Raw genomic sequence first — 22,020 nt, forward strand, 5'->3', positions numbered from 1 at the left:
GGAACGACGCAAGACATCTCGGGGACGCTGCGCCGCCCCGAACCTCAGCGCCAGTCGTACGGGTTGAACGCCTCGAGCGCAGCCTCGACCTTGCGGAGGAAGACGGGCTGGCGCTGGAGGTCGGCCTCCCGGGCGAGCGCCCGGAGGAAGGCCTGCGGTCCGTGTTCGAGGTCGCGGGTCAGGCCGTCGTAGCGGTCGGCGGGCTCGACATGGGCCGGATTGACCGCGACGCGATAATCGAGGCCGCAGGTCGGCGGATCGATCCCCAGGCGGTAGCAGATCCGCACCCGGGCGAAGGGCGCAGCCGGGCGGTAATCGACCTTGTAGCCGCCGAGCCGGAAGGCGCCCCCCGTCGCGCGCTCGGCATACGCCAGGGTCCGGGCGATCGTGGTGAAACCGGTCGTGCGCCGGTCCCGCACGAGGTCGATCGCCGTGCGCTCCGTCGGCACGACCGTCTGTGCGGCCGCCGCCGAAGAGACCAGCGCGGCCAACAGCAGGGCGATCGGCGCAGCGGGGATCGCGGGCGTCATGGCTTCCTCATGCAGACGGCCACCGGTTGGGCGTCGTGTGCGGTCTTGGCATTCATGTCGAGGCAGCCGACCGTGGCGACACCGTCCGTGACGGTGACGGAGGGCAGGACCGCCATGCCCCGACAATAGGCGCCGATCAGTTCCTCGTCCCGGTGGCAGGCCACGTCGAGCCGGATCTGCGTGTTCATGGCCGGTCCGGGAGCCCCGGGTGGACCGGCCGGACCGCGCTCGCCCGCGGGCCCGCGGTCCCCGGTGGCGCCGTTCAGGCCCGCCGGACCCTGCGGCCCGGCGGGTCCCTGATCTCCCTTCGGTCCGGGCGGCCCGGACGGGCCCGGCTTCGGGGCGTCGCAGCCGCCGAGCGCGAGCGCCGCGGCCGCGACGAGCGCCGTCAGGGTGGATCTCATACGGGTCTCCGGCCGAGCCTGGTCACGACGAGGTGGCGCGGGGAGCCGACGCGTCAAGCCGCGTCCACCGGACGCGGCGCTCAGGAACCGGGCGCGTCAACACCGAAATGCCCGAACGCGTCACAGCGAGCGTTTATATTAAGACTTTTGCAAAGGCTCAGCGCCACATCTGCTTGGATGCTTATTTTCGGCAGCCGCCAAATCGCATGAATGGCCGAGCAGACATCCACCGACTGAAGGGAATTACGTTCGGTAGCCTGCTGTCCGGCCTGCGGAGGAATTCCGAAGGCGCGGCCGCGGTGGAGTTCGCCCTCGTGGCCCTCCCGTTCCTCGCACTGTGCGGCGCGGTGTTCCAGATCGCCTTCCAGATCTGGGCCACCCAGAACTTCGATCGCGCGCTCCAGAACGCCGTCCGCACGATCTTCACCGGGCAGTTCCAGCAGGCCAATGCGGGCCAGACCGATCCCGCAACACTGCTCGCGGCCCTGAAGACGGTGATGTGCGGCCCGGCCAGCGCCACCATCGCCAACGTGTTCAACTGTCAGAGCGTCAAGATCGACGTGGCGACGTCGAGCACCTTCTCGAGCGCCACGCCGACGACGCCCATCAACGCCGCCACGGGGACGTGGAACACCAGTTTCGGCACCAACTACGCCTGCGCCAAGCCGGGCACGATCGTGGTCGTCACCGCCGCCGTGCAGTTCCCGACCTTCTTCAACCTTATGAGCTTGAGCACGAAGAAGTTCACCAGCGGGCCGGGGGTCGGATCGAGCCTCCTCACCTCGACGGCGGTGTTCCGCACCGAGCCTTACCAGATCGTCGGAGCGAGCCCGTGCTGAGGCGCCTCGCCCGCAGGTCGAGGGGGTTTCGCGGCGACCGCCGGGGCACCGCCATCGTCGAATTCGCCATCATCCTGCCGGTCCTCCTGGCGATCTGGGCGGGCATGACCGAGTTGGCGCACGCCATCGACGAGTGGCGCAAGCTCACCCTGCTCACCCGCACGGTGGCCGACCTGACCGCCCAGGGCGACGCGCAGAACCCGATCAGCACGACAGTGATGAACGACATCATCGCGTCGGCCACGCTGGTGATGCGCCCGTTCGACACCTCGAAGGTGAAGGTCGTCGTGAGCGCCATCGGCGTGAGCCTGAACGGCACCGTTGCGACTGCGACGGTCTGTTCCAGCACCGCCAACGCCAACGCCACGGCCCGGGTCACGGGCGCGGCCAACGACCTCACCGTGCCGGCCGGCTACCGGACCGCCGGGATGCGCTACGTCCTGGCCGAGGTGAGCGTCAGCTACACGCCGATGATCGGCAGCGCGCTGGTGAAGCTCGCCAAGGGCGTCGCCAGCACCATCACGTTCGCCAGCAGCGTGCCGTGGCCGACCCGGGGCGGCAAGGCGTACGGAACGAACACCTACACCGAGGTGGTGGTGCCGATGAGCGGTGCGAAGGCGTGTGATGGCTCGACACCCTGACCCCCCCGCCCGGCGCAGCCTGACGCGGGACCGCCGCGGCAACGTCGCGATCCTGTTCGCCTTCATCAGCATGCCGATGCTGATGCTCTCCGGTGCCGCGGTCGATTACGGATTCGCGACCCGGCTCGAGACCAAGCTGCAGGCGGCGACCGACGCCACCGCGCTCCTCCTGTGCCAGACGCCGCTGACCACGACGACGCCCGATCTCAACACCCTCGCGCAGACGACGATGGTCGGCGCCATGGGGGCGACCGATCTGTCGGTGGACCCCTTGGTCATCACCAGCAACCCGCGCCAGATCACCCTGACCGCCCACAAGGTGTCGACGACCTTCTTCGGCAAGCTTACCGGGACCACGCGCATCAACCCCGGCGCGAAGTCGCAATGCGCCACGCCCCTGCCGAAGACCTTCGAGATCGCGCTCGTGCTCGACAACACCGGATCGATGGCCGAGTCGAGCGGCGGTCAGTCGAAGCTGCAGGCGGTCCAGACCGCGGCGACGAACTTCGTCAATTATGTCTACACCAACTCGGCCTTCTCGAGCGCGACCCGGGTCTCGATCGTGCCCTTCGCGGGCGCCGTGGCGGTGAACCCGGCGACCTATCGCTATGCCTCGTGGATCGACCAGAGCGGGCTGTCCAGCCTGCACTGGACCAACGTGACCTTCCCGAACACCTCCAACTTCACGAGCCGGTTCGACATCTTCGCGAAGCTCCAGGGCGTCAACGCCAACTGGGGCTGGGGCGGCTGCCTCGAGTCGCTCCCCTACCCGCTGAACGTGCAGGACGGTGCGCCGACCTCCGGGAACAAGGATTCGTACTTCGTCCCGCTCTTCGCCCCCGACGAGCCCGGTGACGCCAGCTCGACCTATCGGAGTTTCAGCGACTCCAACGGCACGTCCTATTCGTACAACAGCTATATCGACGACGACACCAGCAGCTCAACGGGCAGCTGCCCGATCAAGACCTTGACATATAATCTGGCGCTGAAGCGGGACTGCAAATACGTGAGCCCGCGCAACGCCACGTCGAGCAGCTACATCGGGATCCCGAACGGCCCGAACTTCGGGTGCACGACCCAGCCGCTGCTGCCCCTGACGAGCGATCAGAACGCCCTCAAGACGCTCATCGGCAACATGGCGCCGCTGGGCTCGACCAACATCCACGAGGGCTTCATGTGGGGTTGGCGGACGCTGTCCCCGAAGAGCGTGTTCTCGAGCACCTATTCGAGCCTGAACGCGCCCGCCGCCTACACGACGTCGTCCAGCACGACGAATGCGACCACGATCAACAAGATCATCATCCTGATGACCGACGGCACGAACAGCTGGACGGCCAACCCGAACGCGCCTACCGGGTCCCTCTACTTCGCCGCCGGCTATTTCCAGAACGCCAACGGCACGAGCGCCAATGCGCGGATGCCCTCGACGAACCAGAACGTCTCCGACTCCCCGAGCGCCCGGAGCGCGCTCGACGCGCTCACCGCGCAGGCCTGCACCAACGCCAAGGCCGTCAACATCTCGATCTACACGATCGGGTTCAGCATCCCCTCAGACCCGATCGATTCGGCGGGCCAGTCGCTCCTCATGAACTGCGCCTCGTCACCGGGCCAGTTTTTCCTCGCCAATACCGCCGACGACCTGATCGGAGCGTTCCAGAAGATCCAGGCGAGCATCGGCGCGCTGCGGCTGACGCAGTAGGGGCCGGCGCGGCCGCGCTGCGGGGCAACGGCTGTCCGGACCTGCCCCCCGTCACTGACGGGCGCGGGCCGAATCGGGCTCAATCGTCGCGATAGACCCGCTCGCGCCGCTCATGCCGCTCCTGTGCTTCAAGCGACAGGGTGGCGATCGGCCTCGCGTCGAGCCGGCGCAGGGAGATCGGCTCGCCGGTCTCCTCGCAGAAGCCGTAGGACCCGTCCTCGAGGCGGGACAGCGCCGCGTCGATCTTGCCGGTGAGCTTGCGCTGGCGGTCCCGCGCCCGCAGCTCGATCGCCCGGTCCGTCTCGGACGATGCCCGGTCGGCGAGGTCGGGGTGGTTCTCGTTCTCGCTCTGGAGCGCCACGAGGGTGTCCTGCGCCTCGCGCAGGATATCGTTCTTCCAGCTCAGCAGCTTGCGTCTGAAATATTCGCGCTGCCGGTCGTTCATGAAGGGCTCGTCGTCGGACGGGACGTAGCCGTCCTCCAGCGTCACCTTCGCCATGCGTCACCCTCGCTGGATTCGAGCCGCCCACCATGGGAGGGCCGGTGCGCGGCGCTAACGTGAGCTGCCGTATAGTCGAGGTGTCCCAACGCTACAACGCGCACCGGCGCGGGGCCTGTAACAGGGCATCATTGCACGGCGCGATGCGGCAAACCGGCCACGGTACAGACCTTTTACTCTGTCATCCGTGTCCGCAATCGAACGATCGCAGCGGCGATTTCAATCGTGAGCGAACGGGCGAGTGGCAGCCGGTAGTGGGTCTGGTCGAAGAATTCTTCCGGATCCGACGCCTCGGGACGTCCGTCGCGCCAGTCGACCACCGTGCTCAGGGGATGCGCCGCCAGCACGGACCGGACCTGCGCCCGGCACGCCGTCTCGGCTGCCGCCCGGGGCGTACCGGGGGACGGCTCGCCGCGAGCGTAGACGGGCGGGAAGACCAGCACCACGGGCGTCCGGGCGGGAATGCGTCCCAGTTCGGCCCGCAGGCGGTCGGCGATGGGGAACGGGCCGCCGTGATGCGGCTCGGCCTCGGATCCGACCGGCTTGTCCAGCGCCGCCTTCTTGGCAGGGTCGATGCCGAAGCCCTGGCCGAGGTAGTTGCGCTCGTAGTCCCACCAGCCATCCACGGCGGCGGTCTTGCGGTGCGGGTTCAGGAGCCAGCCGAGGCGGTTGACCGTCTCCTGGGCGGCGGAGAACCGGATCAGGCCCCTCAGGTAGCCGGGCCAGTCGCCGATCAGCCAGTACGGGAAGCCGTGCTCGCTCGGGAAGGCCGGGTCGTCCGCGCACCAGAACGCGTCGGCCGAGAGCACGATCGCGTCGGGCCGGGCGTGGTGCTGCAGGAACCAGCCGAGCAGCGCGAACTGCTCCATCGGTCCCGTCGCCGGCACCGAGAGCTGAACGAAGGGGATGCCGGTGAGCCGGCTCAGCGCCGCCGGTTCGATGAGCTGAATATGCGAATTTCCGATCACCGCACCGGTATAGGCCGGGTCGCGCCCGCGCACGGCCGACGCGGTCCGCGGCCCCTGCGGCCGGACCGCGCCCCGCGACAGGAGGGTCGAGCGGCCGGTGTCGTAGGGGTCGACCGGGACCACCACGGCGAGGTAGCCCACGAACAGGCCCGCCACGGACAGCAGCAGGGTACGGGCGAAGCCGCGCCAGGTCCGATCCGTCTTGGGGCGGGCGGCGTCCATCCTCAGAACTGGAAGTAGATGAATTCGTAGTTCGCATCGTCGCCGATCTTCAGGAGGACGAGCACGAACAGGAATGCGAAGCCGAAGGCGAGGAGCCGCCGCGGCGGCAGACGGTGGACCGCCGTCCAGGCGGTGGGTCCGACCGCGGCGATCAGGGCGGCGACCGCGATGGTGCGCCACTTGAAGCCCGAGCCCCGGGGCGCGAGCCCGAACAGGCCCTTGAAGACCACCAGGGCCGCCTCGAAGCTCGACGCGCGGAACAGCACCCAGGTCAGCACCACGAACAGGCTGGTGAGCAGCCAGCCCAGCGGCGCCGGGATCGTCACCCGGGCCCGGCGGGCCAGGACACCGGCCCCGAGCCCGAGCCCGTGCAGCCCGCCCCAGGCCAGGAAGGTCAGCCCGGCCCCGTGCCAGAGACCGCCGAGGGTCATGGTGGCGGCGAGCGCCCCGATCTGGCGCGGCAGGCCGTGCCGGTTCCCGCCCATCGGGACGTAGAGGTAGTCGCGCAGGAACCGGGACAGGGTCATGTGCCAGCGGCGCCAGAAGTCGCGCAGCGAGGTGGCACGGTAGGGCACGTCGAAGTTCTGCGGCAGCACCAGACCGAACAGCAGCGCGATGCCCAGCGCCATGTCGGTGTAGCCGGAGAAGTCGAAATAGATCTGGAAGGTGAAGCCCAGCGTCGCCTGCCACGCCTCGGCGACGGTGACGGCTTTGCCGGCGGCGGCGGCCTGGAACACCGGGTTGACGTAATCGGCCAGGGGATCGCCGAGGAACACCTTCTTGGCGAGCCCCACCGTGAGCAGCATCAGCCCGCGGGCGAAGCGCTCGGCGGCGTCCGGCCGCGCGTAGGGCGGCGCGTCGAACTGGTGCATGATCTCGCTCCAGCGCACGAGCGGGCCGGCGAGAACCTGCGGGAAGAAGGCGATGTAGAGGGCGTATTTCACCAGTCCGAAGGCCGGCGCCCGGCCGGCCCGCAGGTCGGCCAGGTACATGATGTGGTGGAAGGTGAAGAACGAGATTCCGAGCGGCAGCGCGAGGCCGAGCCGCGGCGCCTCCAGACCCGGGATCAGGCTGGCGAGGCCGGCGAAGAAGTCGAGATACTTGAACACCCCGAGCAGGGCGAGGTTGCCGGCGATCGCGGCCGGGATCAGCCAGCGTCCGGGTCGCCGTCGGTAGGCCCGGGCGATGCCCCAGTTCGCCAGGATCGAGCCGGCGAGCAGCGGCACGAAGCGCACGTCCCACCAGCCGTAGAACACGACGGACAGGCCGACGAGGAGCGGCAGCCGCCATGCCGGCGCCGCGCGCGCCACCAGAGCGTGCAGGATCAGGGCGGCCGGCAGGAAGGCCAGGAGGAAGACGAAGGAGTTGAACAGCATCGGGCGGGGCGGCGGGGAGGAGCCCGGAAGGGCCGCCGGTGTCTCCGAGCGGGAGGGACCGCCTTGTCGGGGATCGGCGCGGACGCGTCAATCGGGGTCCGGTCCCCGGAACCGCGTCGTTCAAACGTTCGAACCTCGTCGCTGTCGGGAGGGTCGGTGGTGACCGTCACCGCACGGATCCTGAACCCTGGAACGGTGCAGGCCCGCCCCCGGGCGGCTGAACCGCTCACCCCCCGCGACGCGCCGCCTCGATCGTCAACCCCAGGCCCACGGAGCCGAACGTGTCGCCCTCCACCACCCGGGCGGCAGGCAGCGCCGCCGTCAGCGCGGCGCGCAGATGCGGCAGGCCCGTCGAGCCGCCCGTGAGGAACAGGGCGTCGATGCGCTCCGGCGCCAGCTCGGCTTGGGCCAGGCAGCGGCCGATCCGGGCCGCCACCGCCCGGGCGAGGTCGCCCGTCTGCCCCGACAGGGTCGCGCGGTCGATCCGCGCCGTGAGCCCGCCCTCCACCAGGCCGAGATCGAGGTCCGTGGCGCCGTCCTCGGAGGCCGCGATCTTGGCGCCCTCCACGGCGCCCGCCAGGGCGTGCCCGCGCTCGCCCTCCACGGCGGCGCGCAGCCGCGCGACGAGGTCGGGCCGGGCGCAGTCGCGGATCACCTCGTCGATCTCGCGCAGGGTCTTGGCGTTGTAGAGCCGGTTGATCGCCGACCACGTGGCGAGGTCGTGGTAGTAGGCGTTCGGCACGGCGAGGTCGCCCCGGCGCATGGGGCTGCCGAGGCCGAGCAGCGGCATCACCGTGCCGAGGCTGAGCTGCCGGTCGAAATCGGTGCCGCCGATGCGGACGCCGTCATTGGCCAGGATGTCGCCGCCCCGGTCCGTCCGGCCCCGGCGCTCCGGCGACAGGCGCACGATCGAGAAGTCCGAGGTGCCGCCGCCGATATCGGCGACCAGCGCGATCTCCTCCGAGCGGACCTGGCGCTCGTAGTCGAGGGCGGCGGCGATCGGCTCGTACTGGAACGAGACGTCCTTGAAGCCGACATCGCGGGCGATGGCGCGCAGCGTCTCCTCGGCGCGGCGGTCGGCCTCCGGGTCGCCGTCGACGAAATGGACCGGGCGGCCGTGGACCACGCTGTCGAGGCTCCGGCCGCAGGCGGCCTCGGCGCGCTCCTTCACCGCCGCGAGGTAGCGGGCGATGATGTCGCGCAGGCGCAGGCGCTGGCGCCCTACCGGGGTCGCCTCCTCCATCAGCGGCGTGCCGAGCACGGATTTCAGGCCGCGCATCAGGCGGCCGGAATGGCCCTCGACATAGGCGGCGGTGGCGGCGCGGCCGATCACCGGCTCGCGCCCGAGTTCGAAGAAGATCGCGCTGGGAATCGTCCGGTGCGCACCCTCGAGGGGCAGAAGGATCGGCCCATCCGGACCGGCGGCCCCGAGGGTGGTGTTCGACGTGCCGAAATCGAGGCCGCAGGCCGCCATCGTGTCGCGTGTCCGGATTCATTTCGGGGAAGGGCCGTGGGCCTACAGGGCCGCGGCGCCAGGGTCCAGGCCGGGGGGAGCCGATCGGTCCGGAACGGGTGCTGGCGACCCGCGATCCGGCATTTGCCCCATCCGTTCACCACACCCTCTTGGTCGTCCCGGAGCCGCGCAGCGGAGCCCGGGACCCGTAACCGCCGACAGAGCCGGCCCTGGCCCAGGTCGACGTTCCGGATTGCGGGCTTGCTGCGCGGCCCCGGAAAGACGGGTCCATCACCACGGCGCGGCGTGATGCGAAGCGTGGACAGAGTCCCGGCGGGGCGTCCCGATCCGCCGGCGGCATGCTATGAGGCGCCATGCGTTCCGACATCGATCTCGGCCTGACCGGCGAGCGCCCCGCGCTCCTCGACCTCACCGAACTGCTCGCCACGCGGCTCCTGGTCCAGGGCAATTCCGGCTCCGGCAAGTCGCACCTGCTCCGGCGCCTGCTGGAGCAGAGCGCCGGGCTCGTGCAGCAGGCGATCATCGACCCGGAGGGCGATTTCGCCAGCCTCGCCGACCTCTACGGCCACGTGGTCGTGGAGGCCGACGGCGACGACGTCGCGCTGCAGCGGATCGCCGCCCGGGTGCGCACCCACCGGGTCTCGGTGGTGCTGTCCCTGGAGAACCTCGACGCCGACGGGCAGATGCGCGCCGCCGCGGCGTTCCTGGGCGGCCTGTTCGACGCCGACCGCGACCATTGGTACCCGATGCTGGTCGCGGTGGACGAGGCGCAGCTCTTCGCGCCGGCCGCCGCCGGCGAGGTCTCGGACGAGGCGCGGCGCCTCTCGCTCGGCGCCATGACCAACCTCATGTGCCGCGGACGCAAGCGCGGACTGGCGGGCATCATCGCCACCCAGCGGCTGGCGAAGCTCGCCAAGAACGTCGCCGCCGAGGCCTCGAACTTCCTGATGGGCCGGACCTTCCTCGACATCGACATGGCCCGCGCCGCCGACCTCCTCGGCCTGGAGCGCCGGCAGGCCGAGACGTTTCGCGACCTGCCGCGCGGGCATTTCGTGGCGCTGGGGCCCGCTCTGTCGCGCCGCCCGCTCACCATCGCGGTCGGGCCGACCCGCACCGTGAGCCGGAGCGGCTCGCCGGTGCTCGTCCCCCTCCCCGGCCCGCTGGAGGATGCGCGTGCCCTAATCCTGACGGCGAGCGCGGGGGAGACCGGCACGCCGCTTCCGCCCCGTCCGAAGCCGCGCCCGGCGGCCGCGCCGGACGTTCTGGTCCAGTTGGCGAATTATCGCCCGCCCGCCCCCGCGGAGGAGCCGGAAGAGGAGGCGATGGACCCGGAGGCCCGCGAGCCGGCCTTGTCCGAGGTGCTGGCCTCAGTGCTGGCGGATGCCGACGCGGCCGCCTGCACCCCCGCGACGCTCTACCAGGATTTCACGGTCCGCTGCCGGATCCGGCGCCTGCGCGGCGACACGATGGGCCTGCCCGAATTCAAGCGGCGGCTCGCCGTGGCCCGGGCCGAGGCCGGCGGCGCGGTCGCCGACAATTCCGGCTGGGAACGGGCGCAGGGCATCGCCGCCGGCCTGCCGGACGATCTGGCCGGGCTGTTCCTGGTGGTCGCTCGGGCGGCGATCGAAGGCGCGCCCTGCCCGACCGACACCATGCTGGCCGAGGCCTACGGAACCAGCTCGGGCGGCCGGGCCCGGCGGATGCTGGCTTATTTGGAGGAGCGCGGAGCGATCGTCACCCGCAAGGACCTGCGGGGCGCGCCGATCATCGCGGTGCCGGATCTCGGCGTCGAGACCGGCCCGGGCGAGCCGCAGCTGATGCCGACGGGGCCGAAGCGGCGGGCGGGGTAACGGTCCGCGACGCGGTGGCCCGGACGCCGCAAGCCTGCGGCATGTCCGATTGTCTTCCCTCATCCGGACGGGGCGGATGGGAGTGCGCCGGGATGGCCGGTCAGGCGCCGCGCCGGGCTTCCAGCTTGGCGAGTTCCACCGCCGCCCGCAGCTCGATCTCGGCCATGAGCCCATCGAGATGCGGATCGCCCGATGAGCCCGCGCGCTCCGCAAGGCGGCCCGCGATGGCGCGCAGCTCCCCGGTCGCGACGCGGCCGCCCAGGATCGCCGCCTTGAGCCGGTCGAGGCCGTCGAGCAGGTCGTGGCCGCGCTTGGCCGAGCGGCGCCGCCGTTCCTGCGGGGTCTCGCTCTCCGCCTGAAGGAGCAGGACCGCATCGAGGCCCGCCAGCGTCGCTGCCGCTGCCGGGGCCCCGGCGCCCGCGGGGGCGCTCGGGGACGCGCCGAGGCTGAAGCTGCCCCCGCCTTCGGGCCGCCGGCTGGCTGCGACGCCGCCCGCGTTCTGGATCGGCTGGCGAGTGTCGACGCGCATGATCCGGTCCGCGTTGCTCCCCGCATATCGTTTTGCAAGATCGTCCGGCTTTCGGAAGACGACGATGCGCCCGAACGATCTTGCGCCGCTGCGCAGGATCGGACCCTCGGTCCCTATGGTTAAGCGCCGGTAAACGGGGCGGCAGAAGCTGCCGGGTCGGCAGCTTCGGTCCCGGCGCCGATCGCTGCCGGGTCGGTCATGCGATTGCGAAAACTCAGTCCTGTCAACGGCTTGCCGATCCGGTCCGGCTGGCACGCCGTTCGCAGGCTGACGGCATGTCCGTTCACCCTCGAAATACCGGCATGCGTCCGTGTCCCGCGTTCCTCCTCCGCGCCCTGCTCGGCGCCCTCGCGGGCATGCTGCTGCTCGCCGCCGCGTCGGGCCCCGCTGCGGCCCTGTCGCGGGTGAAGGACCTGGCCTCGATCGAGGGGGTGCGCCAGAACCAGCTCGTCGGCTACGGCATCGTGGTCGGCCTCAACGGCACCGGCGACACGCTCAACAACATCCCGTTCACCAAGCAGTCGCTCCAGGCCATGCTGGAGCGCCTCGGCGTCAACACCCGCGGCGCGACGATGCGCACCCAGAACCTCGCCGCCGTGATGGTGACCGCGAGCCTGCCCCCCTTCGCCGCGCAGGGCACCCGCATCGACGTGACCGTCTCGTCGCTCGGCGACGCCAAGTCGCTACAGGGCGGCACCCTGCTGGTGACGCCGCTGCTCGGCGCCGACGGCGAAGTCTACGCCCTGGCGCAGGGCTCGGTGGCGATCGCGGGCTTCTCCGCCGAGGGCGACGCCGCCAAGATCACCCGGGGCGTTCCGACCAACGGCCGGATCTCCAACGGCGCCAACATCGAGCGCGAGGTCGCGTTCAAGCTGACGGACGCCCGCACGCTGCGCCTGTCCCTGCGCAATCCCGACTTCACCACCTCGAAGCGCATCGCGGCGGCGATCAACGACTTCATGGGCGCCGACACCGCCGAGCCCACCGATCCGGCGACCATCACGATCCAGATCCCGGCCCGCTACAACGGCAACATGATCCGGCTGATCACCGAGGTCGAGCAGTTGAAGGTCGAACCCGACCAGACCGCCCGGGTGGTGGTCGACGAACGCTCCGGCATCATCGTCATGGGCCGGGACGTGCGCGTCTCCACGGTGGCGATCGCGCAGGGCAACCTCACCGTGACCATCACCGAGCAGCCGCAGGTGAGCCAGCCGGCCCCCCTGTCGAACGGCCGCACCACCGTGGTCCCACGCACCGGGCTTAAGGTCGATACCGGCGACGGCAACAAGCTCGCCCTGGTCAAGGAAGGGGTGAGCCTGCGCGAGCTCGTGGACGGGCTGAATGCCCTCGGCGTCGGCCCCCGCGACCTGATCTCGATCCTGCAGGCGATCAAGACGGCCGGCGCGCTGCAGGCCGATATCGAGCTGATGTAACCCGAGGGACCAGGAGGGCCGAACCATGCTGCAGCTCGCCACCATCGCCGCCAAGGCCGCCGCCAGCGTCGGGACCGGCGCGGCCGGGAGCGCCGTCGACGGCATCATCAAGGCCGCCAAGACCGCCAAGGCGCACAAGACCGCGACCGAATTCGAATCGATGTTCCTGGAATCCAGCCTGGACCGGCTGACCCAGTCGGAGGGCACCGACGGGCCGCTGGGCGAGAACGGCACGGGCGGCGGGATCTACCGCTCGATGCTGACCAAGGAATACGCGGGACAGATCGTGAAGAGCGGCGGCGTCGGCATCGCCGACTCGGTGTTCCGTGAGATCATGAAGCTGCAGGGGACCACCGCCGATGGAGCGACCGGTGCAAAGAGCTGAACCGCTCCGCGTCGCGGACCGCCTCAGCGCGGAGGCGCTCGTCGCGGGCGTCCTCGGCAACATGGCCGCCCTGGAGACGGTGCTGGCCGAGGAGGCCGGCCACGTCCGGGCCGGGCGGCTGCGCGAGGGGATCGTGGCGGCCGAGCCCAAGGCGGCGCTCGCCGCCGCCTACATGCAGGGCCTGGAGGTCGCCAAGGCGAACGCCGTCGCGCTTAAGCGCTTCAACCCGGAGGGGGTCGAGACCCTGCGGACGGCGCATAAGCGCTTCACGGTGGTCGTGGAGGCGAACCAGTCGGTGCTGGACAGCGCCCGGACGGTCTCGGAGGGACTGATCAAGTCGCTGGCGGAGGAGATCGCGCGGGCGCAGATGCCGGCGGGTTACGGCCGTCAGGCGCCGGCCCCGTCTCCCTACGGCCGCGGCGTCCGCAGCGGGCCGCTGGTCCTGTCGCGGGACCTGTAGCCGACCGGCCCCGGCTTCAGCGGCGGCCGTTGCCGATCCGCAGGTAGGTCCGCACTTCGCCGAGGTCCGTGTCGGCGCGGTTGTCGATGGCGAGGCGGCCGGCGACCGTCGGGGCTGCGGCGGCGGCGTGTCCCGCGCGCAGATCCAGCCCGGCGGCGACGTGGCCGGAGACGCGGATGCAGCTGTCGGTCCCCGGCATGCGAACGAAACCCGGGCCCTTCGACGGGCAGGGCAGCGGCTTCGGCGCCGTCGGGATCTGGCGGAGGTCGAGCGCCAGAGCCTGGCCAGCCAAGAGCAGCACGGCACAGGCGATCACGGCGCCCGGCAGGCGGATCTGCGGCAAACGGATCTCAGGCAAGCGCGCGCATCCCGTCCGGCCAAACCAGATCCCGGTGCAGCCGGTCTATGTAACGCTCGACCGTGCCGATGAGCCGGTCGAGGGCGGGTTCCTGCACGCGCAGCCGCGCGAGGTCGCGGAGCAGGATGTCCAGGGCGGTGGAGCGGTCGTCGGGACGGTGATATCCGGCGCCGTACGCGTCGACCGCCTGCTCCACCGTGGCGATCGCCCCGTCCCGCGGCGCGGCCCCGAGACGACGGACGAGTTCGACGGGTTCGGAGAGCGTCATGCGAACCTCCCCTCGGATCAACGGCGGCGCGCAAACAGGTCCACGCACCGCGGTTCACCGTGGGAAAACGGCAAGACTGTGATCGCGGCGGCCGATCGAGACTCAAATCACGACAAAGGGATGCCGGTTCATAGCGCAGGCGCCGTCGACATCCGGGACCCGCCTCAGCTGATGTAGTTGACCAGCGAGAGCTTCGAGAGCGTCGCGGTGACCTGGTAGCTCGCCTGCAGCCGGTTCTGCACGTCGAGCAGCTTGGCCACCACCTCCTCGGTGGGTGCCTGCTCGATCCCGTCCAGGGTGTTCTGCACGGTGTTCTGGGTGGCCTTGTTGGTCGTGCTGGCGCCGGACAGGTGCGACGATGCGAGGGAGAGCTGGGTGACTGTGTCCTGGACGCTGGGGCTCGTGTCGGCGGACGCGAGCAGCGTCCCGGCCTTGTTGAGCACCGTCTGATAGGTCGCGCGGGTGTTGGCGTCGCTGGTTGTCGGCAGGGCGAACGCCATGGTGGCGAGGCCGGCGAGGACATTCTGGACCGCCGGGTCGATGGCCCGGGCGCCCGTGCCGATGCTGGCGCTCCCGCTGACCTGGACCGACTGCGTGTCGATCGCCGGGGTCTGGGTCGGGGGTGTCGTGGCCGTGTAGGTGTTCTCGCCCTGATACCAGAGCACCGTGTCCTGCGGGGTCGCCGGTTGGTAGCCGATCGGGTTGCCACCGGCATCGTACTGGATGCGCTCGGGCATCACGCCGGTGCCCGAGGGTCCGCCCTTCACCGATCCGGTGAAGAAGTTCGACGCCACGTCCGCGGTGGCGTTCACCGCCAGCGTGCCGCTGGCCGCGCCCTTGAGCGCGTTGTCCAGGGTCTTGGACAGGTTGTTCATCGTGTCGGTGACGCTCGACCCGATGGCGAAGCTGGTCGTCGAGGTGGAATCCGCGGTCGCCGCCGCCGTGAGCGTGAGGGTCGTCGCGGTGCCGTCCGGCATGTTGAGCTTGAAGGTGACGCTGTCGCCGGCGGCGGGCTGTCCCGACAGGCCGAGGGTGAAGCTGTTGGCGCCGCTGGGCAGGGTGCTGAACGTGGCGGTGATTGCCCCGGTCGCCGTCGGTGCCGCGGCCAGGGTGAAGCCGAACTTGCCCCGGGTCTGGCTGTTGGTCTCGTCCGTGATCGTGACCGACGTGGTGGTGTTGGGCGAAGTCGGGGGCGGCGACTGCGTCAGGCGGCCGTTCTTGCCGGCGCCGAGTTCCGCGGTGACGCGCTGGTTGATCAGCGTCGTGAGCCCGTCGAGCGTGTTGCCGCTGGAATCGGTCGTTCCGTTCAGGATCGTATCCCCGTCGACCACGGGCTGCGTCGTCGTATCGCTTCCGCCGAACAGGTAGTTGCCCCCTGCCGACTGGTTGAGGGCGTCCAGCGCGGTCTGCAGATCGCCCAGGGCGGTCACGCGCCCCGAGACGGACCCCGCCGAGACGCTCTGCAATCCGTTGTTCAGCGCCGCGCGGGCGCCGGTGCCGAGGCTGGCGACCTGCGTCAGGCTGGTCACCGCCAGGGTCGTCCGGGTCTGGGCGGCGGTGATGCCGGCCGCGTAGCCGGTGAGCGCGCTGAGCGTCGCCTGGGCGCCGAGCGCCGTGGACCGGCCGGATCCGAGGCCGCCATAGGTCTGCGACACCTGCCCGCTCGAGACCTGGTTCGACAGGTCGTTGAGCTGATTCTTCAGCGTCAGCAATTGCGAGGCGCTGCGGCTGGTGAGGTAGGAGCCGGCCGCGAAGGGGGTGATCGTCGTCATGATCAGATCTGCAGCAGCTGGTTGAGCATGTCGCGGGCCGCGCTCAGTACCCGGGCGTTGGCGCCGTAGGCGTTCTGCAGGGCGATCAGGTTCGACATTTCCTGATCGATGTTGACCCCCGCCCCCGCGGCGAACCGGCCCTGGGCGGTGGACAGAGCGGTCTGCTGGGTGTCGTCCAGAGCCGAGGCGTTGGCCGAGGCGGCCCCCTGCGACGCGATGATGTCCTGCGCGAATCCGATGACGCTGGCGTGGTACGGCGCGGAGACGCCGCCGATGCCGCTCGACGACGAGAAGGTCTGCGGCGTGGAGGTCAGCGCCGTGAACAGCTTCTGCGCGCGCGCGCCGGAGGTGCTCGTATCGGTCGCGCTCGTCGCGGTGAGGGCCGACGGCGTGGCCAGCACGTTGCTGTTGACGGTGATGCGCTGGGCGAAGCCGGTGAGCTGCGAACCGGTGTCGAAGGAGCCCGTGTAGAGCGTGTTGGCGTTGCCGTCGACGAACAGGGCGATCGACGGGTTGCCGGTGTTGAGGTCGGAGACCGAGACCGCCGAGACGCTGGACGTCGCGGCGGCAGCGACCTTGCCGCCCGCGGTCAGCGTCAGGGGCACGCTCGAGCTGGTCGCCGTCCCGCCGGTCACGCCCAGCGCCGGAAGCTTGTAGGCGGCCGCGGCCGGACTGGCCGCGAAGGTGTCGAACGCCGCCTGGATCGCCGTCGCGTAGCTGGCCGGGCCGCCGCTGGCGTTGAAGGTCAGCGTCAGGCCGTTCGCGTCGCTGGTCTGCCCGGCCGGCACGATCGTTCCGCTCGCGGTCGCCGAGGCCACAAGGGTCACGTTGCGCACGGTCCCGGTGGTGTCGGTGACCGGAACCGTGAGCGTGTTGCCGGGCTGCATAACTCCGACGGTGATGGTGCTGGCGCCGCCGCTGAGCGTGCCGGTGGTGCCGGTGTTGGTGAGCGCGGTGGCGAGGCCCGCCGCGAGGTCGTCGAGCTGGCGCTGGGCCTGCGGCAGCGTCTGGTCGCGCAGCTCGAACTGGGCGGCCAGGCTTCCGGAGCGCAGCACGCCGGGCTCGCCGAGGTCGATCTTGCCGCCGCCCGCCAGCGTGGCGGTGATGGTCCCGACCGAACGCTGGCTCGGATCGGTGGAGTAGGTCGAATTGGGGTCGAGGCTGCCCCGCCCGTCGAAGGTCAGCTTCGCAGCGTTTCCGCGGTCCACCAGAGTCGCGCCCGACTGGGTCATGACGGAGACGGTTCCGTCGCTCTGCGAGACCGTCTTGACGTCCATGTAGCTCGACAGGCTGTTGATCGCCTGATCGCGCTGGTCCTGGAAATCGGCCAGGGACGTGTCGTCGGTGGTGTTCTGGATCTTGGTGTTGAGGCTCGCGATGCTGGAGAGGAGCGTGCTCGCCGTGGTCGTGTCGGTGCCGAGCTGAGACTCGATCCCGCTGCGCAGGGTCTGCACCGTGCTGGCTGCGCTGTTGATCTGGCTGGCCACCGCCGACGCGTTGCCCAGGACGGTCGTGCGCGCCGCCGCGGACGTCGGATTGGCGGAGAGTTCCTGAAGGGACTCGGTGAAGGTGTTCATCGTGCCGTCGAGCGACGTCGAACTCCCCGGCGTGCCGTACAGGGAATCGAGCTGGGAGATGATCCCCGCCTTCGTGCTGGTGTAGGCGGCGCCCGAGGTCTCGAGGCGGAGCTGCTTGAGCGCCGCCGCGTCGAAGGTACGGGTGATCGTGCCGGTGGCGACACCCGAATTGTTGGGCCCGGTGGCGACCGACGTGATCGTCCGCTTGACGTAGCCCGCGGTGCCGGCATTCGCGACGTTCTGCGAGACGAGGTTGATCGCCGCCTGCGTCGCGGCGAGCCCTGCGGTCGCGGTGGAAAGCGCGTTCAGCGACATGTCACGGCCTCCGCGTTCGGGTGCGCGTCCTCACTCAGCGAATCACATTCAGCAGGTCCGACATCATCGTCTGGGCCGTCGACATGACGCGCGTGTTCGCAGAGTAGGCCTGCTGCGTTACGATCATCTTAGAAAACTCGGTGGCAATGTCGGTATTGGATTGCTCGTTGCTGGCGCCCGTGATCGTGCTGCCGTCGAGGCCCGCGAGGGGCGGACCGGAATCGGCGGTCTGCAGGTAGTTGCCTTTGGAATCGGCCTTCAGACCGTCCGGGTTGGCGAACTGGGCGATCCCCACGGTGGCGAGCGTTTTCACCGACCCGTTGGAGAACGTGCCGCTGATCTTTCCGTCGGTGCCGACCGCGACGCTCGTGAGCGTGCCGGAGGTGTTGCCGTTCTGGCTCAGCGTGCCGGTGGTGACGGCGCCGCTCGCATCGGCGTACTGGGTCAGCCCCCCGGAGATGTCCAAGGTCAGGTTCGGAAACGTGTAACCTGAGAACGTGTCGCCGCTCAGATCGACCGTCACGGTGTTGGGCGCTGCGGCGCTCGCGCTCGGGGAGGTGAGCTTGCCGGTCGCGTCGAAAGCGAACGGCGTCGCCACGTCCGTCCAGGTCGGATTGCCCGTGGTGCCGCTGTCGTAGGACAGCTTCCACGTCGACCCCGTCGCGGTGCTGGTGAGCTGCGTCCAGCGCATGTTGATCGCCACGGGCGCGCCGCTGGGCGTGTAGGCGGTGATCGAGGGGCCGGCGATGCTGTTCGGCGGGGTGGTCGACGCGCTCGTGGTCGGCGTCGCCGGCAGATTGGCCGCGTAGGTGACCGTCGTGGTGGGCTGGGCCGGCAGGACGGGGTTGCCGATCACGACCGGCCCAGAACTGGTGACCTGACCGGTGAGCGGGTCGAGATTGTTGCCGGTCAGGTAGCCGCCCGCGCCGTTCATCAGGTAACCGTCCGCCGTCGGGGCGAAGTCGCCCCTGCGCGTGTAGGCGTTGGTGCCGCCGAACGTGGCGGCCCCGTTCGCGTCACCCGTCTTCTGCACCACCGTGAAGAAGCCCGTGCCGCTGATCGACATGTTGGTCGGCACGCTCGACGCCACGACATTGCCGGCGATCGTGTTGGTCAGCTGCGACTGGGCGAGCACAGAGCCCGCGACTTCGCGCTTCGGTGTCGTTTCGGACATCATGTCGACGAAGCTGGTGTCGACGCGCTTGTATCCAGTCGTCTGCGAGTTCGCGATGTTCCCGGAAATGTTGCTGATGGCGTAGGACTGCGCCTGCAGTCCTGAGACCGAGGTCTGCAGGGCGGTGAAGAGGTCCATGGCGAGCGATCCCGATGCGCGCCGCGACGGCCCGCAGACCGTGGAGTTGGCAACCGCCGTGCCACCGCTAAGTCACTGACGGATCAGAGGTCGGCCGCCCTCGACCCGGCAGGCTTGACCCACCCGGCGGGCTGGCCCGGCAGATCCTGCCGGGCGGTGCCCGTCCGGCGCGTCCGCGCGGGGCGGCCGGCGTTTACAGCGTGTTATCCGGCGCGTGCGAGGGTCGTGCGCGGACAGGGTCGTGCGCGGACCGGGATCGGGTGCGGAGCGTCCGGTCCGGTACGCGTGGGACGGATTTCGGATCTCGGGATCATGCGGGCGAAACGGACGAGCCTCGTCCACATCATCTACTTCTCGCGCCTGAACCTGTCGTCGGACCCGGCCAAGCGGTCCGAGCAGATCGGCGAGATCGGGCGGACGGCGCAGAAGAAGAACGAGTTCGCGGTGATCACCAGCTTCCTGGTCATCGAGGGCAACTTCGCCTGCCAGGTGATCGAGGGCGAGCGCTCGTCGGTGCACGAGACCTTCGACCGGATCAGCGCCGACACCCGCCACCGGGACGTCCAGATCAGCGAGTGGCGCGAGATCGCCAAGCGGGAATTCGTCCACTCCTTCAAGAGCGCCCAGCGCACGGCGGCCAACGACACGCTGTTTGCCAAGGCCAATCTGCTGCCTATGCTCCAACGCGGCACGCCGAAGGCCTCGGCGATCCACGGTCTGTGCCTGTTGTTGCAATCCGACACGATGACCCGCCAGGGCATCGACCACCTCTTCGTCTGAGCCGAGCGATGTCCGAGAGCGATACGCCCCCGATCCTCATCGTCGACGACCAGGAGAAGCTCCTGCGCCTCATCGTGATGCTGATGACCCGGATCGGATTCCCGGATGTCGAGGGCGTCACCAGCGGGCCCGAGGCGCTGGAGCGGCTTCGGCAGCGCCGCTACGCCCTGGTGATCTCCGACCTCGACATGGAGCCGATGGACGGCCTCAGCCTCCTGCGCGAGATCCGCGCCGACGACGCGCTGATGAACACGCCCTTCATGCTCACCGAATCGTCCTTCGACTTCGAGGACATCAACCTCGCCCACCAGGCGGGGGCGGACGCCTTCATCCTCAAGCCGTTCGACATGGCGGTGCTGAAGGCGAAGCTGAAGCAGGTGCTCAACCGCAAGCCGCGCCGGCGCGAGGCGCCGATGGCGGCGGAATCATCCCTGAGCGTGGAATTTCCGATGCTGGGGAAGTTCTGAGAGAAGTCAGACCGGGCATCCAGCACCCTCAACCGCGTCCCGAGATGCCGACGCGACCGCCGCGCTGCCCGACGGGCACCCGCGTTGCCCGCGGATGCGGGCACCTTAGACAAGGGCGGCGGCGGCATCAGGCGCGGGACCGCCTCAGGCCGCCCGCTTCTGGTAATCCTTCACGTCGGTGAAGCGCACCGCCGGGTAGCGCTCCTCCTCGTAGCGGAGCGAGAACGCCGTGGTCGCCATGAAGACCGGGGCCCCGTCGAGGTCCTTGGCCATGGCCGAGCCGTGCGAATCGATGAACTTGTCGAGCTCCGCCTCCGAGTCCGAAGACACCCAACGGCAGACCGAGAACCGCGAGGTCTCGTAGTCCACCGGCAGGCCGTACTCCGCCTGCAGGCGCTCCTTGAGCACGTCGAGCTGCAGCGCGCCGACCACGCCGACGATCGCCTGGCTGCCGTCCTGCGGGATGAACACCTGGACGACGCCCTCCTCGCCCATCTGCTGGAGCGCCTCGCGCAGCTTCTTGGCCTTCATGGCGTCGGTGAGCTTGATCCGGCGCAGGAGTTCGGGGGCGAAGCTCGGGACGCCGCGGAACAGCAGATCCTCGCCCTCGGTCAGCGTATCGCCGATGCGCAGCGTGCCGTGGTTCGGGATGCCGACCACGTCGCCGGCATAGGCCTCGTCGGCGATGGCCCGATCCTGCGCGAAGAAGAATTGCGGCGCCGAGAGCGAGATCGGTTTGCCGGTCCGCACCAGCCGGGCCTTCATGCCCCGGTTGAGCTTGCCCGAGCAGACCCGCATGAAGGCGATCCGGTCCCGGTGGTTCGGGTCCATGTTCGCCTGAATCTTGAACACGAAGCCGGTCATGCGCGGCTCGGTGGGCTCGACCAGGCGCTTGTCGGCGTCCTGGCCGCGCGGCGGCGGCGCAACCTTGGCGAGACCGTCGATGAGATCGCGCACGCCGAAATTGCGCAGCGCCGAGCCGAAGAACACCGGTGTCAGGTGGCCCTCGCGGAACGCGTCGAGGTCGAATGGCTTCAGCCCGCCCTCGGCGAGCTCCACCTCTTCGCGCCACGCGTCGGCCGCGCCGTTCTCGGTGAGGAGCTCGTCGAACAGCGGATCCTGCGGGCCCGACACCGTGACCATCCCGGCATCCTCGGCGGCGTCGAGCCGGCGCACGCGGTTGCCGCCGAGTTCGTATGTGCCGGAGAAGTTGCGGCCGGTGCCGATCGGCCACGTGACCGGGGCGACGTCGAGCGCCAGCGTCTTCTCGATCTCGTCGAGCAGCTCGAACGGGTCGCGGGCCTCGCGGTCGAGCTTGTTGACGAAGGTGACGATGGGGATGTCCCGCAGGCGGCAGACCTCGAACAGCTTGCGCGTGCGCGCCTCGATGCCCTTGGCGGCGTCGATCACCATCACGGCCGAATCGACCGCGGTCAGCGTCCGGTAGGTGTCCTCGGAGAAGTCCTCGTGGCCGGGCGTGTCGAGCAGGTTGAAGACGCAGTCGCCGTACTCGAAGGTCATCACCGAGGTGACGACCGAGATGCCGCGCTCCTTCTCGATGCCCATCCAGTCGGAGCGGGTCGAGACCCGGTTGCGCTTGGCCTTGACCTCGCCGGCGAGCTGGATCGCGCCGCCGAACAGCAGCAGCTTCTCGGTGAGCGTGGTCTTGCCCGCGTCCGGGTGCGAGATGATCGCGAAGGTGCGCCGCCGCGACACCGGATCGGCCGGCTTCGCCTCGGTCTTGGTCTGCATCAGCATGGAGCGAACGCTCTGGGTCGGCGGGACGTGGCGGCGCGCGGGGCGCGCGCGGTCTCGGACGATGGATCTCGGGATCGTGTAGCGGCAAGGCCCGATATTGG

Annotated in this window: 22 protein-coding genes; 9 read left to right on the plus strand and 13 right to left on the minus strand. The window is 69.9% G+C overall.

The window, feature by feature from the left end; translation table 11 throughout:
- Positions 1-44 precede the first annotated feature (44 nt).
- Both MKL01_RS07665 and MKL01_RS07670 read right to left on the minus strand, forming a co-directional pair.
- Positions 45-530 (minus strand): hypothetical protein, encoded by a 486-nt coding sequence (locus MKL01_RS07665; protein WP_243904616.1) that lies wholly within the window; start codon positions 528-530, stop codon positions 45-47.
- Positions 527-934: a hypothetical protein gene (locus MKL01_RS07670; protein ID WP_243904617.1), complete on the minus strand. Its 408-nt coding sequence runs from the start codon at positions 932-934 to the stop codon at positions 527-529. The genes MKL01_RS07665 and MKL01_RS07670 overlap by 4 nt, the downstream gene beginning before the upstream one ends.
- A gap of 299 nt (positions 935-1,233) precedes the next feature.
- Here MKL01_RS07670 and MKL01_RS07675 point away from each other — a divergent pair, with 299 nt between their 5' ends.
- Genes MKL01_RS07675 through MKL01_RS07685 form a run of 3 tightly spaced genes read left to right on the plus strand, consistent with a single transcriptional unit; the run spans position 1,234 to position 4,113 of the window.
- Complete coding sequence (locus MKL01_RS07675) at positions 1,234-1,773, plus strand: TadE/TadG family type IV pilus assembly protein (RefSeq protein ID WP_243904618.1); 540 nt, start codon at positions 1,234-1,236, stop codon at positions 1,771-1,773.
- Positions 1,767-2,414 (plus strand): TadE/TadG family type IV pilus assembly protein, encoded by a 648-nt coding sequence (locus tag MKL01_RS07680; protein ID WP_243904619.1) that lies wholly within the window; start codon positions 1,767-1,769, stop codon positions 2,412-2,414. The genes MKL01_RS07675 and MKL01_RS07680 overlap by 7 nt, the downstream gene beginning before the upstream one ends.
- A complete protein-coding gene (locus MKL01_RS07685; protein ID WP_243904620.1) occupies positions 2,398-4,113 on the plus strand; it encodes a pilus assembly protein in 1,716 nt (571 codons plus the stop codon). Before MKL01_RS07680 ends, MKL01_RS07685 begins: the two co-directional genes overlap by 17 nt.
- 79 nt (positions 4,114-4,192) lie before the next feature.
- Here the strand turns inward: MKL01_RS07685 and dksA are convergent, their stop codons facing one another.
- From dksA to MKL01_RS07705, 4 genes are all read right to left on the minus strand, one after another.
- Positions 4,193-4,612, minus strand: a complete 420-nt coding sequence (dksA, locus tag MKL01_RS07690; protein WP_243904621.1) for an RNA polymerase-binding protein DksA — start codon at positions 4,610-4,612, stop codon at positions 4,193-4,195.
- Between the two features lie 173 nt (positions 4,613-4,785).
- Positions 4,786-5,802, minus strand: a complete 1,017-nt coding sequence (locus MKL01_RS07695; RefSeq protein ID WP_243904622.1) for a hypothetical protein — start codon at positions 5,800-5,802, stop codon at positions 4,786-4,788.
- 2 nt (positions 5,803-5,804) lie between these two features.
- The gene (locus MKL01_RS07700) at positions 5,805-7,178 is read right to left on the minus strand and encodes an MBOAT family O-acyltransferase (RefSeq protein WP_243904623.1); all 1,374 of its coding nucleotides are present in this window, start codon (positions 7,176-7,178) and stop codon (positions 5,805-5,807) included.
- Between the two features lie 226 nt (positions 7,179-7,404).
- The gene (locus tag MKL01_RS07705; protein WP_243904624.1) at positions 7,405-8,652 is read right to left on the minus strand and encodes an Hsp70 family protein; all 1,248 of its coding nucleotides are present in this window, start codon (positions 8,650-8,652) and stop codon (positions 7,405-7,407) included.
- Between the two features lie 353 nt (positions 8,653-9,005).
- Between MKL01_RS07705 and MKL01_RS07710 the strand changes: the two genes are divergently transcribed.
- Positions 9,006-10,502, plus strand: a complete 1,497-nt coding sequence (locus tag MKL01_RS07710) for an ATP-binding protein (protein ID WP_243904625.1) — start codon at positions 9,006-9,008, stop codon at positions 10,500-10,502.
- 100 nt (positions 10,503-10,602) lie between these two features.
- Here MKL01_RS07710 and MKL01_RS07715 read toward each other — a convergent pair whose 3' ends face one another.
- Entirely contained in the window at positions 10,603-11,031 is a 429-nt protein-coding gene (locus tag MKL01_RS07715) for a flagellar assembly protein FliX (protein WP_243904626.1), read from the minus strand.
- Between the two features lie 302 nt (positions 11,032-11,333).
- Here MKL01_RS07715 and MKL01_RS07720 point away from each other — a divergent pair, with 302 nt between their 5' ends.
- From MKL01_RS07720 to MKL01_RS07730, 3 genes are read left to right on the plus strand one after another with little or no spacing between them, the layout of a single operon-like run.
- Entirely contained in the window at positions 11,334-12,467 is a 1,134-nt protein-coding gene (locus MKL01_RS07720) for a flagellar basal body P-ring protein FlgI (RefSeq protein WP_409566216.1), read from the plus strand.
- Between the two features lie 25 nt (positions 12,468-12,492).
- The gene (locus MKL01_RS07725; RefSeq protein WP_243904627.1) at positions 12,493-12,852 is read left to right on the plus strand and encodes a rod-binding protein; all 360 of its coding nucleotides are present in this window, start codon (positions 12,493-12,495) and stop codon (positions 12,850-12,852) included.
- Positions 12,839-13,312: a hypothetical protein gene (locus MKL01_RS07730; RefSeq protein WP_243904628.1), complete on the plus strand. Its 474-nt coding sequence runs from the start codon at positions 12,839-12,841 to the stop codon at positions 13,310-13,312. Before MKL01_RS07725 ends, MKL01_RS07730 begins: the two co-directional genes overlap by 14 nt.
- 16 nt (positions 13,313-13,328) lie before the next feature.
- Here the strand turns inward: MKL01_RS07730 and MKL01_RS07735 are convergent, their stop codons facing one another.
- The 5 genes from MKL01_RS07735 to MKL01_RS07755 all read right to left on the minus strand — a co-directional run bounded on the left by MKL01_RS07735 (position 13,329) and on the right by MKL01_RS07755 (position 18,914).
- A complete protein-coding gene (locus MKL01_RS07735) occupies positions 13,329-13,670 on the minus strand; it encodes a porin (RefSeq protein ID WP_243904629.1) in 342 nt (113 codons plus the stop codon).
- The gene (locus tag MKL01_RS07740; RefSeq protein WP_243904630.1) at positions 13,663-13,938 is read right to left on the minus strand and encodes a hypothetical protein; all 276 of its coding nucleotides are present in this window, start codon (positions 13,936-13,938) and stop codon (positions 13,663-13,665) included. Before MKL01_RS07740 ends, MKL01_RS07735 begins: the two co-directional genes overlap by 8 nt.
- Positions 13,939-14,102: 164 nt before the next feature.
- The gene (locus MKL01_RS07745) at positions 14,103-15,710 is read right to left on the minus strand and encodes a flagellin (RefSeq protein ID WP_243904631.1); all 1,608 of its coding nucleotides are present in this window, start codon (positions 15,708-15,710) and stop codon (positions 14,103-14,105) included.
- Positions 15,711-15,712: 2 nt separating this feature from the next.
- The gene (flgK, locus tag MKL01_RS07750) at positions 15,713-17,602 is read right to left on the minus strand and encodes a flagellar hook-associated protein FlgK (protein ID WP_243904632.1); all 1,890 of its coding nucleotides are present in this window, start codon (positions 17,600-17,602) and stop codon (positions 15,713-15,715) included.
- A gap of 34 nt (positions 17,603-17,636) precedes the next feature.
- Positions 17,637-18,914 carry a flagellar hook protein FlgE gene (locus MKL01_RS07755; RefSeq protein WP_243904633.1) on the minus strand — a complete coding sequence of 426 codons (1,278 nt, stop codon included), beginning with the start codon at positions 18,912-18,914 and terminating at the stop codon, positions 17,637-17,639.
- Positions 18,915-19,226: 312 nt separating this feature from the next.
- Between MKL01_RS07755 and MKL01_RS07760 the strand changes: the two genes are divergently transcribed.
- Positions 19,227-19,694: a BLUF domain-containing protein gene (locus tag MKL01_RS07760; protein WP_243904634.1), complete on the plus strand. Its 468-nt coding sequence runs from the start codon at positions 19,227-19,229 to the stop codon at positions 19,692-19,694.
- A gap of 8 nt (positions 19,695-19,702) precedes the next feature.
- Positions 19,703-20,161 (plus strand): response regulator, encoded by a 459-nt coding sequence (locus MKL01_RS07765; protein WP_243904635.1) that lies wholly within the window; start codon positions 19,703-19,705, stop codon positions 20,159-20,161.
- 144 nt (positions 20,162-20,305) lie between these two features.
- Here the strand turns inward: MKL01_RS07765 and MKL01_RS07770 are convergent, their stop codons facing one another.
- A complete protein-coding gene (locus MKL01_RS07770) occupies positions 20,306-21,919 on the minus strand; it encodes a peptide chain release factor 3 (protein ID WP_243904636.1) in 1,614 nt (537 codons plus the stop codon).
- Positions 21,920-22,020: the final 101 nt, after the last annotated feature.

The organism is Methylobacterium sp. J-070, from assembly GCF_022829385.1.
GTDB lineage: Bacteria > Pseudomonadota > Alphaproteobacteria > Rhizobiales > Beijerinckiaceae > Methylobacterium.

Coding starts and splice junctions, on each gene's coding strand:
- MKL01_RS07665 (WP_243904616.1), bottom strand. CDS start 530: ATGACGCCCGCGATCCCCGCTGCGCCGATCGCCCTGCTGTTGGCCGCG.
- MKL01_RS07670 (WP_243904617.1), bottom strand. CDS start 934: ATGAGATCCACCCTGACGGCGCTCGTCGCGGCCGCGGCGCTCGCGCTC.
- MKL01_RS07685 (WP_243904620.1), top strand. CDS start 2,398: ATGGCTCGACACCCTGACCCCCCCGCCCGGCGCAGCCTGACGCGGGAC.
- dksA (WP_243904621.1), bottom strand. CDS start 4,612: ATGGCGAAGGTGACGCTGGAGGACGGCTACGTCCCGTCCGACGACGAG.
- MKL01_RS07695 (WP_243904622.1), bottom strand. CDS start 5,802: ATGGACGCCGCCCGCCCCAAGACGGATCGGACCTGGCGCGGCTTCGCC.
- MKL01_RS07700 (WP_243904623.1), bottom strand. CDS start 7,178: ATGCTGTTCAACTCCTTCGTCTTCCTCCTGGCCTTCCTGCCGGCCGCC.
- MKL01_RS07705 (WP_243904624.1), bottom strand. CDS start 8,652: ATGGCGGCCTGCGGCCTCGATTTCGGCACGTCGAACACCACCCTCGGG.
- MKL01_RS07710 (WP_243904625.1), top strand. CDS start 9,006: ATGCGTTCCGACATCGATCTCGGCCTGACCGGCGAGCGCCCCGCGCTC.
- MKL01_RS07715 (WP_243904626.1), bottom strand. CDS start 11,031: ATGCGCGTCGACACTCGCCAGCCGATCCAGAACGCGGGCGGCGTCGCA.
- MKL01_RS07720 (WP_409566216.1), top strand. CDS start 11,334: ATGCGTCCGTGTCCCGCGTTCCTCCTCCGCGCCCTGCTCGGCGCCCTC.
- MKL01_RS07725 (WP_243904627.1), top strand. CDS start 12,493: ATGCTGCAGCTCGCCACCATCGCCGCCAAGGCCGCCGCCAGCGTCGGG.
- MKL01_RS07740 (WP_243904630.1), bottom strand. CDS start 13,938: ATGACGCTCTCCGAACCCGTCGAACTCGTCCGTCGTCTCGGGGCCGCG.
- MKL01_RS07745 (WP_243904631.1), bottom strand. CDS start 15,710: ATGACGACGATCACCCCCTTCGCGGCCGGCTCCTACCTCACCAGCCGC.
- flgK (WP_243904632.1), bottom strand. CDS start 17,602: ATGTCGCTGAACGCGCTTTCCACCGCGACCGCAGGGCTCGCCGCGACG.
- MKL01_RS07755 (WP_243904633.1), bottom strand. CDS start 18,914: ATGGACCTCTTCACCGCCCTGCAGACCTCGGTCTCAGGACTGCAGGCG.
- MKL01_RS07760 (WP_243904634.1), top strand. CDS start 19,227: ATGCGGGCGAAACGGACGAGCCTCGTCCACATCATCTACTTCTCGCGC.
- MKL01_RS07765 (WP_243904635.1), top strand. CDS start 19,703: ATGTCCGAGAGCGATACGCCCCCGATCCTCATCGTCGACGACCAGGAG.
- MKL01_RS07770 (WP_243904636.1), bottom strand. CDS start 21,919: ATGCTGATGCAGACCAAGACCGAGGCGAAGCCGGCCGATCCGGTGTCG.